The 18,084-nt window shown below is 70.2% G+C and carries 17 protein-coding genes; 7 read left to right on the top strand and 10 right to left on the bottom strand.

Going from position 1 to position 18,084, the window contains the following annotated elements; all coding sequences use genetic code 11:
- Together ACIP6U_RS00730 and ACIP6U_RS00725 are read right to left on the bottom strand one after the other, a co-directional pair.
- The gene (locus ACIP6U_RS00730; protein WP_401710871.1) at positions 1-2,070 is read right to left on the bottom strand and encodes a bifunctional aldolase/short-chain dehydrogenase; all 2,070 of its coding nucleotides are present in this window, start codon (positions 2,068-2,070) and stop codon (positions 1-3) included.
- Positions 2,071-2,194: 124 nt separating this feature from the next.
- Positions 2,195-3,070 carry an NAD(P)H-binding protein gene (locus ACIP6U_RS00725; RefSeq protein WP_401710868.1) on the bottom strand — a complete coding sequence of 292 codons (876 nt, stop codon included), beginning with the start codon at positions 3,068-3,070 and terminating at the stop codon, positions 2,195-2,197.
- A 244-nt stretch (positions 3,071-3,314) separates the two neighbouring features.
- On the opposite strand from ACIP6U_RS00725, the gene ACIP6U_RS00720 reads away from it, so the two are divergent.
- Entirely contained in the window at positions 3,315-4,160 is an 846-nt protein-coding gene (locus ACIP6U_RS00720) for a LysR family transcriptional regulator (RefSeq protein WP_401710865.1), read from the top strand.
- Positions 4,161-4,164: 4 nt separating this feature from the next.
- Positions 4,165-4,818, top strand: a complete 654-nt coding sequence (locus ACIP6U_RS00715; protein WP_401710862.1) for a DUF6817 domain-containing protein — start codon at positions 4,165-4,167, stop codon at positions 4,816-4,818.
- On the opposite strand, the gene ACIP6U_RS00710 is transcribed toward ACIP6U_RS00715, so the two are convergent.
- Positions 4,808-5,179, bottom strand: coding sequence for a VOC family protein (locus tag ACIP6U_RS00710; RefSeq protein ID WP_401710859.1), 372 nt, complete (start codon positions 5,177-5,179; stop codon positions 4,808-4,810). The two genes, ACIP6U_RS00715 and ACIP6U_RS00710, sit on opposite strands and share 11 nt — an antisense overlap.
- A 40-nt stretch (positions 5,180-5,219) precedes the next feature.
- Entirely contained in the window at positions 5,220-5,795 is a 576-nt protein-coding gene (locus ACIP6U_RS00705; protein ID WP_401710856.1) for an ester cyclase, read from the bottom strand.
- 133 nt (positions 5,796-5,928) lie between these two features.
- On the opposite strand from ACIP6U_RS00705, the gene ACIP6U_RS00700 reads away from it, so the two are divergent.
- On the top strand, positions 5,929-6,540 hold the full coding sequence (locus ACIP6U_RS00700; protein ID WP_401710853.1) for a TetR/AcrR family transcriptional regulator: 612 nt from the start codon (positions 5,929-5,931) through the stop codon (positions 6,538-6,540).
- Between the two features lie 80 nt (positions 6,541-6,620).
- On the opposite strand, the gene ACIP6U_RS00695 is transcribed toward ACIP6U_RS00700, so the two are convergent.
- From ACIP6U_RS00695 to ACIP6U_RS00680, 4 genes are read right to left on the bottom strand one after another with little or no spacing between them, the layout of a single operon-like run.
- Entirely contained in the window at positions 6,621-7,136 is a 516-nt protein-coding gene (locus ACIP6U_RS00695) for a putative immunity protein (RefSeq protein ID WP_401710850.1), read from the bottom strand.
- A 30-nt stretch (positions 7,137-7,166) separates the two neighbouring features.
- Positions 7,167-8,228 carry a threonine aldolase family protein gene (locus ACIP6U_RS00690; RefSeq protein WP_401710847.1) on the bottom strand — a complete coding sequence of 354 codons (1,062 nt, stop codon included), beginning with the start codon at positions 8,226-8,228 and terminating at the stop codon, positions 7,167-7,169.
- A 54-nt stretch (positions 8,229-8,282) separates the two neighbouring features.
- Complete coding sequence (locus tag ACIP6U_RS00685; protein ID WP_401710844.1) at positions 8,283-8,858, bottom strand: helix-turn-helix domain-containing protein; 576 nt, start codon at positions 8,856-8,858, stop codon at positions 8,283-8,285.
- Complete coding sequence (locus ACIP6U_RS00680; RefSeq protein ID WP_401710841.1) at positions 8,855-9,583, bottom strand: metal-dependent hydrolase; 729 nt, start codon at positions 9,581-9,583, stop codon at positions 8,855-8,857. The genes ACIP6U_RS00685 and ACIP6U_RS00680 overlap by 4 nt, the downstream gene beginning before the upstream one ends.
- 168 nt (positions 9,584-9,751) lie before the next feature.
- Here ACIP6U_RS00680 and ACIP6U_RS00675 point away from each other — a divergent pair, with 168 nt between their 5' ends.
- Positions 9,752-11,392 carry a TauD/TfdA family dioxygenase gene (locus tag ACIP6U_RS00675; protein WP_401710838.1) on the top strand — a complete coding sequence of 547 codons (1,641 nt, stop codon included), beginning with the start codon at positions 9,752-9,754 and terminating at the stop codon, positions 11,390-11,392.
- Positions 11,393-11,504: 112 nt separating this feature from the next.
- Here the strand turns inward: ACIP6U_RS00675 and ACIP6U_RS00670 are convergent, their stop codons facing one another.
- Positions 11,505-12,311: a GntR family transcriptional regulator gene (locus ACIP6U_RS00670; RefSeq protein WP_401710835.1), complete on the bottom strand. Its 807-nt coding sequence runs from the start codon at positions 12,309-12,311 to the stop codon at positions 11,505-11,507.
- A gap of 594 nt (positions 12,312-12,905) precedes the next feature.
- Positions 12,906-14,066 (bottom strand): L-rhamnose isomerase, encoded by a 1,161-nt coding sequence (gene rhaI, locus ACIP6U_RS00665; protein WP_401710832.1) that lies wholly within the window; start codon positions 14,064-14,066, stop codon positions 12,906-12,908.
- 284 nt (positions 14,067-14,350) lie between these two features.
- Here rhaI and ACIP6U_RS00660 point away from each other — a divergent pair, with 284 nt between their 5' ends.
- The 3 genes from ACIP6U_RS00660 to ACIP6U_RS00650 all read left to right on the top strand — a co-directional run bounded on the left by ACIP6U_RS00660 (position 14,351) and on the right by ACIP6U_RS00650 (position 18,057).
- The gene (locus tag ACIP6U_RS00660) at positions 14,351-15,868 is read left to right on the top strand and encodes a sugar ABC transporter ATP-binding protein (protein WP_401710829.1); all 1,518 of its coding nucleotides are present in this window, start codon (positions 14,351-14,353) and stop codon (positions 15,866-15,868) included.
- Positions 15,869-16,034: 166 nt separating this feature from the next.
- On the top strand, positions 16,035-17,075 hold the full coding sequence (locus tag ACIP6U_RS00655; protein WP_401710826.1) for an ABC transporter permease: 1,041 nt from the start codon (positions 16,035-16,037) through the stop codon (positions 17,073-17,075).
- Positions 17,068-18,057, top strand: coding sequence for an ABC transporter permease (locus tag ACIP6U_RS00650; RefSeq protein WP_401710823.1), 990 nt, complete (start codon positions 17,068-17,070; stop codon positions 18,055-18,057). The genes ACIP6U_RS00655 and ACIP6U_RS00650 overlap by 8 nt, the downstream gene beginning before the upstream one ends.
- Positions 18,058-18,084 lie beyond the last annotated feature (27 nt).

Here is an 18,084-nt window from a genome sequence, read left to right as displayed (position 1 = left end):
TCACCGAAGGAAGGCGGCCGCGACACCGGCGTCGACCGGGACATGAAGGCCGGTGGTGTGCGTCAACTCCCCACCGGTCAGCGCGAACACGGCGTTCGCCACATGCTCCGGCAGCACCTCGCGCTTGAGGATCGTCCGCTGCGCGTAGAACTCGCCCAGCTTCTCCTCGGGTACGCCGTACACGGCCGCCCGCTGCGCGCCCCAGCCGCCCGCGAAGATGCCGGAACCGCGCACGACACCGTCCGGGTTGACCCCGTTGACGCGGATGCCGTGCTCGCCCAACTCGGCCGCCAGGAGCCGTACTTGGTGGGCCTGGTCGGCCTTGGTCGCGGAGTAGGCGATGTTGTTCGGGCCGGCGAAGACGGCGTTCTTCGAGGCGATGTAGACGATGTCACCGCCCAGCCCCTGCGCGACCATCACCCGCGCGGCCTCGCGCGAGACGAGGAAGGAGCCGCGGGCCATGATGTCGTGCTGAAGGTCCCAGTCCCTGGCCGAAGTCTCCAGCAGGGGCTTGGAGATGGAGATACCGGCGTTGTTGACCACCAGGTCGACCCCGCCGAACGCGAGCACGGCAGCCCGGAACGCCTCGGTGATCTGTTCCTCCGACGTCACGTCCACCGTCACCGCGACGGCCTTGTCGGCCCCGCCCAACTCCTCGGCCACGGCGAGGCCGTTGTCCGCGTCGAGATCGGCGACCACGACACACGCGCCCTCGGCCGCCAGCCGCCGCGCGATGGCCTTGCCGATCCCGCTCCCCGCACCGGTCACCAGCGCCACCCGGGTCGCCAACGGCTTGGGCTTCGGCATCCGTTGGAGCTTGGCCTCCTCCAACGCCCAGTACTCGATACGGAACTTCTCCGACTCCTCGATCGGCGCGTACGTCGAGACCGCCTCGGCGCCCCGCATGACATTGATGGCGTTGACGTAGAACTCGCCTGCCACCCGCGCCGTCTGCTTGTCCTTGCCGAAGGAGAACATGCCGACGCCCGGGACCAGCACGATCGCCGGATCGGCGCCGCGCATCGCGGGGGAGTCGGGCAGGGCGTGCCGTGCGTAGTAGGCGGCGTACTCCTCGCGGTACTCGGCGTGCAGTTCCGTCAGCCGGGCGATCGCCTCCTCCAGCGGGGCGGACGGCGGCAGGTCGAGGACGAGCGGGCGGACCTTGGTGCGCAGGAAGTGGTCCGGGCAGGAGGTGCCCAGGGCGGCGAGCCTCGGGTGCTCGGCCCGGGAGACGAAGTCCAGCACCACGTCCGCGTCGGTGAAGTGACCGACCTGTGGTCTGTCTTGAGAAGCGAGGGCGCGCACGTGGGGTGCGAGCGCGGCGGCCCGCGCCCTCCGGTCGGCCTCCGGGAGGCCGTCGTACCCCTCGATGACGGGACCGAAGGGCTCGGACCGCCCCTTCTCCGCGAGGAAGGCCTCGGCGGTGCGGATGATGTGCAGCGAGTTGCGCTCGCACTCCTCGGACGTGTCGCCCCACGCCGTGATGCCGTGCCCGCCCAGTACGCAGCCGATGGCCTGTGAGTTGGCCTCCTTCACCGCGGCGATGTCCAGGCCCAGTTGGAAGCCGGGCCGTCGCCACGGCACCCACACCACGGTGTCGCCGAAGCACTCGGCGGTCAGCTTCTCGCCGTCCGCCGCGCACGCCAGCGCGATCCCGGAGTCGGGGTGCAGATGATCGACGTGCGCGGCCTCGACCAGCCCGTGCATCGCGGTGTCGATGGACGGCGCCGCCCCGCCCTTCCCGTGCAGGCAGTAGTCGAACGCGGCGACCATCTCGTCCTCGCGCTCCACACCGGGATACACGTCCCTCAGCCCGCGCAGCCGGTCGATCCGCAACGCGGCGAGCCCGGCCCCGGTGAGCGTCCCGAGGTCACCGCCGGACCCCTTCACCCACATCAACTCGACGTCCCCGCCGGTCGCGGGGTCGATGTCGACGCCCTTCGCCGAGGTGTTGCCGCCGGCGTAGTTGGTGTTGCGGGGGTCGGCGCCGAGGCGATGGGAGCGCGCGAGCAGGGCGGCGGCCTGGGGATGGGTGGTTGCGGGGTGGGCGGCTTCGGGCTGGGGTGCCATGTCCATTCAGTCCTTCGAGAAGAAACCCTGGGTGAAACGCTGCGTGAATCGCGTTTTGAATCGTTTCAGGGAAACTAGCCGCAGGGCTGTGAAGGAGTCAAGATGTCGGCGTGACCATTGGGGATCAGCCCAGGACGGCCGGCTTGAGCACCTCCTCGCACCACTGGCGGAAACCGGTGGGGCCGGGGCGCGCGGTGCGCTGTTCCTCGTCGTAGGCACCGTTGTTCTGGGCCGTGGCCATGTCTGCCAGACACTGCGCCGCATCCTCGGACGCGCCGCGCCGGAGCATGTTCTGGCGGTGCGCCTCGACGGGGATGGACTGCACGCGGACGGGCCGTGCCAGCACTTCGGACATGATCCCGGCCATCTCGTCGAGGGTGAGCGCGTCGGGGCCGATCACCGGGACGCCCTCGTAGCCGGTCCAGGAGTGGTCGCGCAGCAGCTCGGCGGCCTTGGCGGCGATGTCACGGGTGGCGACGTTCGCGAGCACGCGGTCCGCCGGATGCGGCATGAAGAACGTGCCCTGGTCCCTGATCCCTTCGACCTGGCGGAGCAGGTTCTCCATGAACGTCGGCGGCCGCAGCGACCGGTAGGCGACGCCCGTGCCGGCGATCAGTTCGTCCGTGGCCCGCGCGGCGGACAGATGTCCGGCGTTCTTCTCGATGCCGACGCCCAAGGTGGACACCCCCACCACCTGCTTGACCCCGTGCGCCTCGATCGCCTCGCAGGCCGGGCGGGTGCTGTCCAGGTAGTGGGCCTCGACGTCGGCCGCACGGTGGTCCGGGGGTACCACCCAGAAGACGCGGTCGGCGCCTTCGAAGGCCTTCATGACGACATCGCGGTCGGTGTGCGAACCGGTGACGATCTCGGCGCGTTCGCGTACGCGCTCGGGGAGTTGAGAGGGATCACGCGCGATCACGCGGATCGCCTCCTCGCCGTCGACGATGCCGGCGAGGAGCTGTCGGCCGATGGAGCCGGTGGGAGTGGTGATGACGATCAAAGCGGACTCCGAAAACTTGATGGCAGGGAGGGCGGAGACGCGAAGGCGCGCTGCGTGTGCTGCGGTGCATGCTTCGTACGCCGAGTGCTTGGTGCACTGGGCTGCACGGCACTGCACGGCACTGCACGGCGCCGTACTTCGTGTGCCCTGCTTCGATCTTCGGATCAGGTCCCGCGGAACGGAAGGATCGAAAGGATCCGGGTTGTTACCCTGGAGGTAATACTGATCGGAGGTGTCTCCGGCTATGGAATCCCGGCCCTTGCGCTACTTCGTCGCCGTCGCTGAAGAGCTCAACTTCGCCCGTGCCGCCGAGCGCCTGGGCATCTCGGCCCCGCCCCTGTCCCGCGCGATCCGCAAGCTCGAAGCGGACCTGGGTGTCACCCTCCTGGAGCGCACCACGCACAGCGTCGCACTGACCCCGGCCGGCCGCGTCCTCCTGACGGAGGCCCGGAGCGCGCTGGAGGCGTTGCACGCTGCCGGGCGGCGCGCCCAACGTGCGTCCAGCCCGGACGCGAAGCTGGCCCTGGCCGTCAAGGCCGACGGCGACGCGGGTCTGTTGGAGACCGTCCTGGCTCGCTTCGCCACCGACCCCGCCGCCCTCCCGGTGTCGGTCCGCCTCTCCGGCTGGGGCGAGATGGTCCGTCTGCTGCGGCAGGGCGAGGCGGACGCGGCCCTGCTCTACGACCCGTTCGACCGCACCGGCCTCGACGCGGAGCCGATCTTCGTCGAACCGCGAACGGCGGTCCTGCCCGTCGCCCACCCCCTCGCCGCCCGCGACCGCCTCACCCTGGCCGACCTGGCCCTTCCCGGGGTCGAGCCGGGCGACCTCGCCGGTCTCGGCCGCTTCCTCGACTCGACGGTCGAACAGCACGGCTTCATCGACCTCGCCCAACTGCTCGCACGCGTCGAACTGGGCGATCTGGTCACGCTGTTGCCGGAATCCGTGACGTTCCGCTATCCGCGCCCGGGTGTGGCCTACCGCCCGGTCCTGGACGCCCCGCCCGCCACGTTGTGGATCGCGTGGCCTCAGCAGTCGTGCTCCATGGCGACGGCGGCGCTGGTGCGGGCGGCGACTTCGGTGAGGGCGTAGAGGGATGGGTACTGCCTCCGACGATGGCTCCGCCTCCGCCGTTTCTGGCGATGGCTCCGCCTCCGCCTCCGCCGTTTCTGGCGATGGCTCCGCCTCCGCTGTCCCCTCCGCCACTTCTGCCTCCGCCGACCAAGCCGTCGCCCTGCTGCGCGAGTTGGGTGCCGCGGACATCCCCCACCCGGGAGGTACCCTCCTCGCACACCTCCAGCGCGTCCAGGGCCGACTCGCCGAGTGGGGTGCCCGCCCCGACCTCCAACTCGCGGGCCTGTGCCACGCGTTCTACGGCACCGACGGCTTCCCCACGGCCTTGCTGCCGGTGGACCGCCGTGCCGAACTCGCCCTGGTGATCGGCGCCGAGGCGGAAGCGATCGTGTACCGCTACGCCGCGTGCGACCGGAAGGCCACTTACCCGAGGCTCGTAGAGGCCGACGGGCCTTTCCATGACCGTTTCACCGGGCGCAGTCACCTTCCGGAGCTTCAACTCCGCCGGGATTTCGCCGAGTTGTCCGCCGCCAACGAACTCGACATCGCCCGCATCGATCCTGCCTTCCGCGAGCAGTGGGGAGCCGAACTCCTCGCCCTCTTCACTCGCTTCCGCCCCCTGCTGAGCCAACCCGCCTGGTCGGCCTGTGAGTTCGAGGTCGGTCCTAGGCGATGAGGGTCGTCTTCGGGCGGACCACGCAGAACTCGTTCCCCTCCGGATCGGCCAGTACCGTCCACGACTCGTCGCCGCTCTGACCGACATCCGCCCGGCGGGCGCCGAGTGCGAGGATGCGCTCGATCTCGGTCTCACGGTCTTCCGCGGCGGACGTCAGGTCGAGGTGCAGCCGGTTCTTGACGACCTTGCGGTCCGTCACCGGCATGAAGCAGATGCCCACGGGCGCGGTCTCGTCCGGCCCGATCACGACCTCCCGCTCCCGCTCGGACAGGATCCGCCAGCCCAGAACCTCGGACCAGAACCGGGCCAGGGCGGGCAGATCGTGGGCGTCGATGACGATGTGATGCAGAGAGACAGGCATGCCCGCCAGTGTGCCCGGAGGATCCAGTACGTAGCTCCCGTCAGCGGGTCCGGCCCGCGCCCTTCCCCACCGCTCCGGCCGCCGCCTCCGCGGCTTTGGCCGTGACGTCGGCGGCGGCACGCGCCGAGCGTCCCGTCACCTTCCAGGCGAGCATGCTCAGCCCGACGGCAGGACTGGGCGGGAAGACGCCGAGCTGTCCGAGCATGGTCACGTCGTCGCGCACCGCCTCGTGCCCGATGACCTTGCCGTCCTTGAGGTCGAGCACATGGATCTGCTCGAAGTCGATGTCCCGTCCGGTGGGAGGTATCGCCTGGTCGAGGGCGCCGTCGCGGAAGCGGACGAAGGGCCCTGTGTGACGGCCGCGCATGCGCAGTCGTATCCACACCTGCTCGTCGTTGTGGGCGACAGCCAGGACCGGAAAGCTCAGGTCGCTGAAGGCCGAGCGCATCCACACGCTGGAGGCGAGCACTCCCGCGGGGCCGGGGAGTGAGCAGGGCGAGGGCGAGACGGCCGCCTCCCGGTTGTGGAAGTCCTCGTGCACCACCTCGGCGGCCAGTGCGGGATCGCCGGTCTCGAGGATTCGGAAGAGCCCGTGGGCCAGTTCCGTGGAGTCCATGCCCATTGCGTGATCCCTTTCGCGGGAGGTGCGTTCTGAGGGGGTGCTGGGGGTGCTGATGACCTGGGTGCAGCGAGCTATAGCAATTGAGGTTACAGTACGCCTATTGAATTCATCACCGTAGGATGGCGTGATGCCTCCCAAGCGCCGTTACGTCTCTCCGCTGCGCGAGCAGGGCGCCGCTCGGACGCGCGCGCTGATCCTCGAACACGCCACGGAACTGTTCGCCGAGCGTGGATACGGGCGGGTCACCGTCGCCGACATCGCCGCGGCGACCGGAGTCGCTTCGAAGACCGTCTTCGCGAGCGTCGGCAGCAAGGGCGACATTCTGAACCTGATCGTCGACCAGGGCGTGCTCGCCTCGGGCTACGAGCAGGCCATGAAGGATCTGCTCGAACTACGGACCCCGGAGTCGGTCCTGACGGCCTTGGCCCACGGCACGCGACGGGGCAACGAGGGGCAGTTCGCGGTGCACGAGGCGATCCGGAAGGCGCTGCCCGTGCATGAGAACGGCGAGGAGTTGTGGGAGCGCGCGACGGCCGCGTACCGGGAGGCACTGCACACCGCCGCGCGCCATCTGCACACCCTGACGCCCTCGCCGCCCCACTCGACGGAGGAGACCGGCGATCTCCTCTGGTACTGGTTCGGCCCCACGGGATGGCGCACGCTCGTGGTCGAGAACGGCTGGTCATGGGACCGCGCCGAGGAAGTCCTCCGCGACATGGCCGTCACCGCCCTTCGCTGACGCCTGACGCCTGACGCCTGACGCCTGATGTCTGATGTCTGGCGCCCGACATGTCTGATGTCCTGGCGCCCGACGCGTGCTCAGCAGTCGAACACCGACCAGCAGATGTCGTTCCGCAGTTGCTGGTCGTCGAGTACGAGCTCGCGAATCGCCTCCGGGAGCCGGTCGCGCTGCCACTGGCACTCGCGTCGCCCGGCGGCCTCGCCCTCGCCCTTGGGTGCGGCGGCGCGCGCGGCCTTGATCGCGTAGGCGGCCGCACCGAGTTCATGCGCGGCGACGTGTGCGACGGCTCCGGCCTGGCCGGCGGCGTACGCGGCATGTCGTGCCGCGCCCGTCAGATCACGAGCCGCCCCCATCGCATGGCCGCCGGCCGCGCGGGCCTGCATCATCTTGACCTCGCCGCGCACCCAGGCGCGAGCGTGCTCGATCGCCTGGCGCGGTCGTGGGTCCTCGGGCTGAACAGCCTCGAAGAGACCGAGGACGTGCTCCGCGCAGTCCGCCGCCCAGAGGGCGAGGAGATGGTGATCCGCGTCGGTGAGAGTCCCACCACGTCGGATCGTCACGAAGCGCGGGTCTCTGATCTTCGGGAGGATCATGGCCGACATTCTCTCCCCTGCGACCGTTCGTCAGAGGGTGTGGCGCCGTACCGCGTCGAGGAGTTGGTCGATGTCGTCGGCGTTGTGCGAGAAGGAGGTGACCAGGCGGACTATGCCCGGTTCCCAGCGGTCGTGGTAGAAGGCGTAGCCCTCGGCGAGAAGTCCTTCGGTGACCTGCTGGGGCAGGCGGCAGAAGAGGATGTTGGCCTGGGGCGTGGCCAACAGGCCCGCGCCGGCGATGGACTTGAGGCCGTCGCCGAGGCGCGTCGCCATCTCGTTGGCCTGGCGGGCGTTGCGCAGCCACAGGTCGTCGGTGAGGTACGCGTCGATCTGGGCCGTCTGGAAGCGCATCTTGGAGGTGAGTTGACCGGCGCGCTTGGCGCGGAAGGCCAGTTCGGCCGCGAGCGCGGGGTCGAAGGAGACGATGGCGTCGGCGGTCATCGCGCCGTTCTTGGTGGCGCCGAAGGACAGGACGTCGATGCCCGCCTTCCAGGTCATCTCGGCCGGGGTGGCGCCGAGATGGACCAGGGCGTTGGCGAAGCGCGCGCCGTCCATGTGGACGCGCAGCCCCGCGTCCTTGGCGATGACGGACAGGCGGCGGATCTCCTCCAGGGTGTAGACGCTGCCGCTCTCGGTGGCCTGGCTGATGCTCACCACGGACGGCTGCACACTGTGCACGTCACCGGCCCGGCGGCGCACGGCCACCCGCAGCGCCTCGGGGTCGATCTTGCTGTCGGGACCCGGCACACCGACCAGCTTGGCGCCGGCGGTGAAGAACTCCGGAGCCCCGCACTCGTCCGTGTTGATGTGGCTGCCGGGGTGCGAGAGCACGCTGCCCCACGGCGGGGTGAGGGCGGCCAGGCTCAGGCCGTTGGCCGCGGACCCGGTGGAGACCGGGAAGACGTTGACGTCCCGCTCGAAGATCTCACCGAGCCTGCGGCGGGCGCTGTCGGTGAAGGGGTCGTTGCCGTACGGCAGAACCTGCCCGGCGGCCGCGTCGGCGACGGCCCGGGCTATCTGCGGGGACGCCCCGGCCATGTTGTCGCTGATGAAGGCGAGGCTGGAGGGGGTGGTGGCTATGGCCGTGCTCATGAGGAGTCTTCCTGGGGTCGGGGACGTCTCAGGTACTGAGTCTTGAGGGAGGGCTCAGGTGCTGATGGGGGACGCGAAGACGACGGTGATGTCCACTTCCTCGGCACCCGTGCGGTAGAAGTGCGGGGCGTCCCCGGCGAAGGCGAGCATGTCGCCGGGACCGAGATCCTGCGGGGCGTCGACGGGTCCCGCGGTGACGTGCCCGGTGGCGATGAGCAGGTGCTCGATCGTGCCGGTGGCGTGCGGTACGCCGGCCAGTTCCGTCTCGGCCGGAATGCGCAGCCGCCAGATCTCCAGGCTGTTGCCGCTGCTGATCCTGCGGAGCAACTCCCTTGACACTTCGCCGGGTTCGACGTCCGTTGCCGGCCGGAAGACCGGTCCGGTGTCGGCGTCCCGCGCCAGCAGGTCGGCGATCGGGATGCGCAGGGCGATCGCGATCGCGTCCAGCGTGTCGATCGTCGGATTGCCGTTGCCGGCCTCCAACTGCGACAGCGTGGCCTTGCTCAGCCCGGCCCGCCGCGCCATCTCGGCGGCACTCATCCCGCGCTGCTGGCGACGCAGCCGGATCTTCGCGCCGACGGCGGCCGCGGTACTGCTCACCGGCTGACGGCCGGACGGCGGGGGAGTCATGAGCCGCTCCTGTGCGTGGCGGTGTACGACACCCGGATACGGCCCTTCTTGACCCTCAGCGTCGGCAGCACCACGTCGGTCAGGTCCCCGAGGCTGCGCACATGAGTGCCCCCGCACGGCGCCGAGTGCAGCGCGTCGAGGTGCACCACGCGCCGACCGTCGTCGAGGTACCGCGCGAAAACGGGCAGGTCATCGGCGATCGCAGCAGCCACCGCCGTGCGCAGCACCGCGGTCACCTCCTCCCGCCCTTCCGGGTCGGCCAGCCGCGCGTCCGCCTCGGGCACCTGGAACTCGACGCGTGCCTGACCGGGGAAGTGGTTGCTGGCGACCATCTCCCACCCCTGCGCCCGGCCGGCCGCTTCGACCAGGTGCCCGGCCGTGTGCAGCGCGGCGTGAGCCGTCCGGGTCGGGAGGTCGATCCTGGCGTGCACCTGCTGCCCCTCGGTGAGCGGCGGAAGAGAGCCGCCCTCGACCGCGATCGCCACGATCAGTCCTGACTCGCGGTCCCGGACCGGCACGATCTCCGTATCGTCCAGCCACCCTCGGTCCGCCGGCTGGCCCCCGCCCTGCGGATGGAACAGGCAGTGCTCGACGGCCGCCCAGGGCGCCCCGTCCCGCTCGCCGACCGCGATCACCCGCGTATCGACCTGCTCCAGGTAGGTGTCGTCGAGGTAGGCGCTGACCTGCGGTGTGCCCACCCGGGGAACCGCAACTGAATGAACCATGCGTTCACTATACCGAACCATCAGCCCCTTGGTGAACCTTTCGTTCATTTTAATGAACGATCCGCACCTCGTTCACGGACAGGCAATCGGCACGTCGCCCCTCGCTCATTCGCGGCTGAGATCTTCGCCGTGCCGCTAAAGTTGGCTATACAACTGTGAAAGCGAGTGATGAAGGTGTCGCTGTCAGTAGAAGATCTGCCGCTCACCTGGCTGCGGGACAACTGCCCCTGCCCCCGCTGCCAGGACCCACGCAACGGGCAGAAGCTGTTCCAGATCACCGAGCTGCCCGCCGATCTCGGACTCGGAGCGGTGCGGCGGACCGCCGACGGCGTCGAGGTCGACTGGTCGCCGGACGGCCACCGATCCGCGTACTCCGCGCGGTGGTTGACGGCCAACCGGCCCGACGCGGGCGACCGCTCCGGGGACCGGCGCGACGAGACCGGCAAGACGCTGTGGGCCGCCGCCGACCTGGACGGCGGGCTCCCCGAGGCCAACTGGGCGGACTACCTGGGCGATCCGGTCACCAAGGCGCGGGTGCTGGAGTCGGTCCTCGGGCTCGGCTTCGCCCTGCTGCGGGACGTGCCGTGCCGTGAGGGCCAGGTGCTGGAGGTGGCGGAGACCTTCGGCTACGTCCGCGAGACCAACTACGGTCGGCTCTTCGACGTACGGGTCGAACCGGACCCCAACAACCTCGCGTTCACCGGCGCGCGGATCACCCCGCACACCGACAACCCGTACCGGGACCCGGTCCCCACGCTCCAGTTGCTGCACTGTCTGTCGAACGCGGCGGTCGGCGGTGACTCCGGTCTCGTGGACGGGTTCCAGGCCGCCGCGCTGCTGCGCGACGAGGACCCGGAGGCGTTCGGGGTCCTGACGCGCACCCTCGTACCCTTCCGATTCAGCGACGCCCGCACGGTGTTGGCGGCCGACCGACCGTTGATCGAGGTGGACGGGCGTGGCCGGATCCGCGAGGTGCGCTTCAACAACCGGTCGATCTCCACGCTGCGGCTGCCCGCCGACGAACTGGACGCCTTCTACCGGGCCTACCGGACCTTCGCCGAGATCATCCTGCGGCCCGAACTCCAGCTGGACTTCCGGCTGTCGCCCGGAGACTGCCTGATCTTCGACAACGTCCGGTTGCTGCACGCACGGACCGCCTTCGAGGAGAGCGGCGCCCGCCACCTGCAAGGCGCCTACGCCGACATCGATGCGCTGGCCGGCACCTTGGCCGTGCTGCGGCGCCAACGGGCCGTGGCCGGTGAGGAGTTCCTCGACGGGCTCGCCGCACTCTTCGCGGGCGAGGGGGCGGGTGCGTACCTGGGCGAGGCGGTGACGATGGCGCAGCACATGCTTCAGGCCGCGGCACGGGCCGAAGAGGCGGGTGCGCCGGACGTGTTGGTGGCGGCCGCGCTGCTGCACGACGTCGGACACTTCCAGGGGCCGGTCAGCGGCGAGGAGTTGATGACCGGCACCGACAACCGGCACAGTCACACCGGGGCGGACCGGCTAGTGGAGTGGTTCGGCCCGGCGGTCACCGAGCCGATACGCCTGCACGTGGCGGCCAAGCGGTACCTGTGCGCGGTCGAACCCGAGTACTTCGGCCTGCTCTCCGAGGCCTCGGTGTTCACGCTTGCGGTGCAGGGTGGTCCGATGTCCCCGGCCGAGGTCGCCGAGTACGAGGCGAATCCCTACGCGGCGGACGGGGTGGCCGTGCGCCGCTGGGACGACGAGGGCAAGGACCCCGAGGCGTCGGCCCCGGACTTCGCACACTTCCATCCTCTACTCGCGGGCCTGCTGCGGACCGTGTGATCAAAGGCCCGTTCGATCAGGCGCGCGTTTGATCAGGCGTGTGGCTGATCAAACGCGCGGTTGATCAGAGATGCGGTTGAACAGAGGTCCGCCCCTCCCCGGCGGCGTCGCCTCAGGTGTCGCCGGCCGGGCGGCGGGCCAGCGAGCCGGAGGCCGCCGAGCTGTGCACGGTGAAGGCGACGGTCTCCGGCAGGTACCGGTCGTCGGACCATTCGATCGGTGTGCCGGTCGGATCGGTGCTGACCCGGCGTTCCCGCAGCAGCGGGTCGCCGGGCCGGCAGCCGAGCAGCCGGGCGTCCTCGTCGTCGGCCCGGCACAGGTCGATGGTGTGCTGGGCGTCGGCGAACAGCACCCCCGAGTCCTCCAGCGCCACCGTGTACGAGACCGTGTCCGACGGCAGCCCGGCGAGCAACTCGCCCACGGCGGACGGGTAGACGGTGCGCTCCAGCATCACCGGGCGCCCCGACAGGGTGCGCAGGCGCCGTACCTGGTGGACCTCGGCGCCTTCGGGCAGGCGCAGTTGGGCACGTTCGGTGGGATCGGCGAGGCGGGTGTCCGTGGCGACGATCAGGCCACCGGGCTCCTCGCCCGTCGAACGGGCCCAGCGGGTGAAACTGAGCAGTTCACCGAAGCTCTGCGGCCGGGGCACCCCGATCACGACCCGCCGGGTGCCGCGCCGAGAAGCGATCAGCCCCTCGGTCCGCAGCAGGGCCATCGCCTGGCGGACCGTGCCGCGGGAGACGCCGTACCGTTCGGCGAGCTCGCCCTCGGTGGGCAGCCGGCCGCCGGAGTCGTATCTGCCGTCGCCGATCTCGCGGCCCAGGTCCGCTGCGACCTTCCGGTACATGGCCTGCCCCCGCGCCCCGCGCTCGCCGGCCGCGCCGTCCGTCACCCTGTCCTCACCGCCCTGCTCGGCCACAGCCCTTCCCGACCGGGCGCGAATGTGCTCCGAGCAGGGAGCCTAACGGGGCCCACTGCAATCGGGTGACCGTGCCGCGCGCTGTGCCTGCGGCGCGCAGGCAGACAATCCCCACCGCCACTGAACCGGCCCGGTGCCACCGCCCCCCGCCCATCACCGACGCGAGGACGCTCTGTCCGTCACCGGCCGACCCTGGCCGTCACCGGCGTGGCCGAGTGGGCGCCGACCGATCACCTTCGGCCGTCGACGAGCCCTGGGCCCGGCTGCCATCGGCGCGTCGAGCGGGTGCCGACCGGGCACCTACGGCCGCCACCGTGTCTCAGCCCTTGCCGTCACGGGCGTGGCCGAGCGGGCGCCCGCCGATCACCTGCGGCCGTCACCGGGCCGCCGCAGGCACAGCGCCAAGTGCGCTCACAACCGCACCGAGCCTCTACCGGGCCCCGACCGCAGGCCCCGCCAGTTCTCCCCTCACCGTCACCAACCACCCCGAGAGCGCCCCCCAACACCTCCTACGCCCCAACACCTCCCAGGCCCCTCAGCACGCCCCCTACACCCCAACACCTCCCACGCCCCTCAGCACTCTCAGCACACCCCCTACGCCCCCCACCCCGCCTGCGTCCCCCCAACCCGCTCCGCCACGATCCGCTCCGCCCACCCCGACCGCCGATACGCCCCCATCGGATCCGGATCCAGCCCCAACTCCTCCCGCACCTCACCCAGCAACGGCCGCACATCCGTGTTGTACGCGTCCATCAACACGGCGTTGGCGCCCAGCACGTCACCCTCCCGCTGGGCCACGGCCAGCGCGTCCCGGTCCACCAGCAGTGCCTTCGCCGTGGCCTCCTGGACGTTCATCACGGAGCGGATGATCGCCGGGATCTTGGCCTCGATGTTGTGGCACTGGTCGAGCATGAAGGCGACGCCCGCGGTGAACCCGCCGCCCCGCGAGACCTCGTAGAGGATGCGGAAGAGCTGGAAGGGATCGGCCGCGCCGACCATGAGGTCGTCGTCGGCGTAGAAGCGGGAGTTGAAGTCGAAGCCGCCGAGCTTCTGCTCGCGCAGCAGCGTGGCGACGATGAACTCGATGTTGGTGCCGGGGGCGTGGTGGCCGGTGTCCACCACGACCTGCGCCTTGTCGCCGAGCTTGAGGCAGTGGGCGTACGCCGTGCCCCAGTCGGGGACGTCGGTGGTGTAGAAGGCGGGCTCGAAGAGCTTGTACTCCAGGAGCATCCGCTGGTCGTCGCCGAGGCGGTCGTACACCTCGGTCAGGCCCTCCGCGAGCCGGTCCTGGCGTTCGCGGATGTCGTCCTGCCCGGGGTAGTTGGTGCCGTCGGCGAACCACAGCTTCAGGTCCCGGGACCCCGTCGCGTCCATGATGTCGACGCACTCCAGCAGATGATCGAGCGCCTTGCGCCGCACCGCCGGATCCGCGTGGCAGATGCTGCCGAGCTTGAAGGCGTCGTCCTGGAAGGTGTTGGAGTTGATCGCCCCCAGTTTCAGTCCGCGCTCCTGCGCGTACTTCGCCAGCGCCCCGTAGTCCTCGACCTTGTCCCACGGAATGTGCAGCGCGACCGTCGGCGCCACGCCGGTGAACTCGTGCACCTTGGCCGCGTCCGCGAGCTTCTCATAGGGATCACGCGGTACGCCCTGCTGCGCGAACACCTTGAAACGGGTCCCCGAGTTCCCGTACGCCCATGACGGCGTCTCGACTGCCTGGGTCTTCAGCGCGGCCTTCACCGCGGCGAGCTCGGTCACTTCAGGGCTCCTGTGACGTCGGTACAGAACAGCTTCTGTATGAATCGATTCAGGATCGGAAGCTAAGAGGCTCCCGGAGGGGTGTCAAGCGTTTTGGCAGACCCTGTTGCCCATGGCCCGTCCGTGGCCTGACCGTGACCTCCGGCTCTCGAAGGACTGTCGAAACTTTTTCGATCCGGACCCATTGACGTGACATGGCCCACGCGCCTAACGTCCCGGCAACCAAGTTGAAACCTTTCACGACGCTGTGAGGGCCCGCCCCGGGCGTCGTCGAGGAGCCCCTCATGACCCACCCGTCCGACACGGGGCCGGCCCCGGTGCTGGCACTGGAGGACATCTCCAAGTCCTTCGGCGCCGTGCGTGCCCTGCGGGACGTGTCCCTGGAACTGTTGCCCGGCGAGGTGCACGCGCTCGCCGGAGAGAACGGCGCGGGCAAGTCGACCCTCATCAAGACGCTCGCCGGAGTGCATCGGCCGGACGCCGGCCGGGTGCTGCTCGACGGCGAGCCCGTCGTCTTCCACGGGCCCGGCGACGCCCGGGACGCCGGCATCGCCGTGATCTACCAGGAGCCCACGCTCTTCCCCGACCTTTCGATCGCCGAGAACATCTTCATGGGCCGCCAGCCCCGGCGGGCGCTCGGCCGCATCGACCACAAGGCCACCCACGCGGCGACCGCCGCCCTGATGAAGCGCCTCGGCGTCGACCTCGACCCCGAGCGCCCGGCCCGCGGCCTGTCCATCGCCGACCAGCAGATCGTCGAGATCGCCAAGGCGCTCTCCTTCGAGGCGCGGGTGCTGATCATGGACGAGCCGACGGCCGCGCTCACCGGCAGCGAGGTGGCCCGCCTCTTCGGGGTCGTGCGCACCCTGCGCGACCAGGGCGCCGCCGTGCTGTTCATCTCGCACCGGCTGGAGGAGATCTTCGAGATCTGCCGCCGAGTGACAACGTTGCGGGACGGCGCGTTGATCGCCAGCGAGCCGCTCGACGGCATGACCGAGGACGATCTCGTACGGCGCATGGTGGGTCGCGATCTCGACGAGCTGTATCCCAAGCAGGACGTCGAGCCCGGCGAAGTCGCCCTCAGCGTAAGGCGGTTGACTCGGGAGGGCGTCTTCACCGACGTCTCCTTCGACGTGCGGCGCGGCGAGATCGTGTGCCTCGCCGGGCTCGTCGGCGCCGGCCGTACCGAGGTGGCGCGTGCCGTCTTCGGCATCGACCGGTGGGACGCCGGCGCGGTGGAGGTGGACGGCAAGGGACTGACCAACGGTGCTCCCTCCACGGCCATGGCCGCCGGAATCGCCCTCGTCCCCGAGGACCGGCGCGCGCAGGGCCTGGTGATGGAGATGTCCATCGAGCGCAACATCGGCCTCACCGGCCTGCGTTCGACCGTCAGGGCCGGCCTGATGGACCGCGGCGCCGAGCGCAGCCGGTCGCTGGACTGGGCCGTCAAGCTGCACGTCAAGTACGCCCGGATCGCCGACGCCGTGTCCACGCTGTCCGGCGGCAACCAGCAGAAAGTCGTCCTCGCCAAGTGGCTCGCCACCGGGCCCAAGGTGCTGATCGTGGACGAGCCCACCCGGGGCATCGACGTCGGCACCAAGGCCGAAGTGCACCGGCTGCTCGGCGAGTTGGCCGCCGACGGGGTGGCCGTCCTGATGATCTCCTCCGACCTGCCCGAGGTGCTCGGCATGGCCGACCGTGTGCTGGTGATGCACGAGGGCCGGCTCGCCGCCGAGATCCCGCGCGCCGAGGCCACCGAGGAGACCGTGATGGCCGCCGCGACCGGGAGGGCCGCCGCATGACGACGACGTCCCGCGGGCCGGCGCGCCGCACGGTGGACTTTCACGCCGTGAACTCTCACGCCGCGAACTCCCACGCCGCGAGCTTCCGCACAGCGAACTCCTTCACGGCGCCGACCCGTTCGGCACGGACCCGCCGCACGACGACTGCCGTATGGAGGGCCGCCGTATGACGGTGACCGCACCCAATCCCGCTCCCGCCGCCGAGGTGCCCAAGTCCAGCGGCACCCGGCTGGTCGACCGTGTCTTCAAGATGCGCGAACTCGCCATCCTGGCCGTCTTCCTGGTGATGATCGCCATCACCCAGATGGGCAACAGCGAGTTCCTGTCCGAACAGGGCATCAAGGACCTGCTCCTCAACGCGACCATCCTGGTCCTGGTCGCCACCGGCCAGTCCCTGGTCGTCATCACCCGCAACGTCGACCTGTCCGTCGGCTCCACCCTCGGCATCACCGCCTTCGCCGCCGGCGACTATCTCCAAGGCGGCGGCAACGGACTCGTCGCCGTCGTCCTGGCCGTCCTGCTCGGCATCGGCTGCGGTCTGCTCAACGGGCTGCTCGTCAGCCTCGGCCAAGTCCCCGCGCTCGTGGTCACGTTGGGCACGCTCTACATCATCCGGGGCCTCGACTCCATCTGGGTGGGCTCCCGCCAGATCACCGCGGCCGATCTCCCGGGCGGCTTCGTCGACTTCGGCTCCGGTGGCATCTCGGCGGTGCCGTGGCTGGCGCTCATCGCGCTCGCGGTGCTCGTGGCGACGGCGTACTACCTCAAACACTTCGGCAGCGGGCGCGAGTTGTACGCGCTCGGCTCCAACCCCGAGGCCGCACGCCTGGCCGGCATCCCGGTGCGCAAGCGGATCCTGGCCGCGTACACCTTCTGCGGTGCCCTCGCCGGGCTCGCCGGCGCGATGTACCTGGCGCGGTTCGGCAACGTCGACTCCGGCACCGGCAACGGCTACGAACTCACCGTCGTCAGCGCGGTCGTGGTCGGTGGCGTCGTCTTCACCGGCGGTTCCGGCAGCGTCTACGGCGCGGCCCTCGGTGCCCTGCTGCTGACCTCCATCAACAGCGTGCTGCCGGCCCTCGGCGTCAGCTCCGTGTGGGTGCTCGCCATCAATGGCATCCTGCTGCTCCTCGCCATCGCGGTCGACCGGATCGTGGCGCTGCGGGTGGCCTCCGCCCTGAAGAAGAGGAACGCCCGCCATGCCTGACTCCCTGACGCGCGCGGTCCGTTGGGACACGGTCGTCGGCGCGCTCCTGATCGTCCTGCTCCTGCTGTCGTTCGGTACGGTCGACGGCTTCGGCAACGCCCTCAACCTGTCCTTCCTGCTCGGCAACACGCTGCCGATCGCGCTGATCGCCCTGCCGATGACCCTCCTGGTGGTGGCCGGCGAGATCGACCTGTCCGTCGCCTCCACGGCCGGTCTGTCGGGCGCGGTGATGGGCAAGCTGTGGAACGACGGCATGGCGATCGAGACGATCATTCCGATCTGCCTCCTCCTCGGCCTGGTGTGCGGGCTCGTCAACGGCCTGCTCGTCACCCGGCTCGGACTGCCCTCCCTCGCGGTCACCATCGGCACCCTCGCCGCCTACCGGGGCATCGCGCAGATCGTGCTCGGCTCGAACGCGGTCACCGACTTCCCCACGCAGTACCTGGACTTCGCGTCCGGACGCATCGGCGACAGCTTCCTCCCGCAGGCCTTCCTGCCCTTCCTCGTGCTGCTCGCCATCGCGGTGGTCGTCCTGCACGCCACACCGTTCGGGCGGTCCCTGTTCGCGATCGGCGCGAGCGAGGAGGCCGCGCGGTTCGCCGGGATCCGGGTCAGGCGGCACAAGCTGATCCTGTTCACGGTGACCGGCCTGATGGCCTCGCTCACCGGCATCTTCTGGGCCCTGCACTACGCCAGCGCCCGCTACGACAACGCCACCGGGCTCGAACTCTCCGTCGTGGCCGCCGTGTTGCTCGGCGGCATCGACTTCGACGGCGGCAAGGGCACGTTGGGCGGTGCCATCGCGGGGGTGTTCCTGCTCGGGGCGCTCCAGAACGTGATGAGTCTCCTCAACGTCTCGGCTCAATCGCAGATCGTCGTCACCGGCGTCCTGCTCGTCGTCTCCGTGCTCGGCCCCCGGGTCGCCCGACAGATCTCCGTAGCGAGGGCAGGCCGCAGAGCCGCCTCGGCTCCGACCTCGTAACGTCCGCCCACCCTGGTAAAGGACCTC

The sequence above is a fragment of the Streptomyces sp. NPDC088794 genome (genome assembly GCF_044750545.1).
Lineage (GTDB): Bacteria > Actinomycetota > Actinomycetes > Streptomycetales > Streptomycetaceae > Streptomyces.
This window is presented reverse-complemented; position numbering and strand designations above follow the sequence as displayed.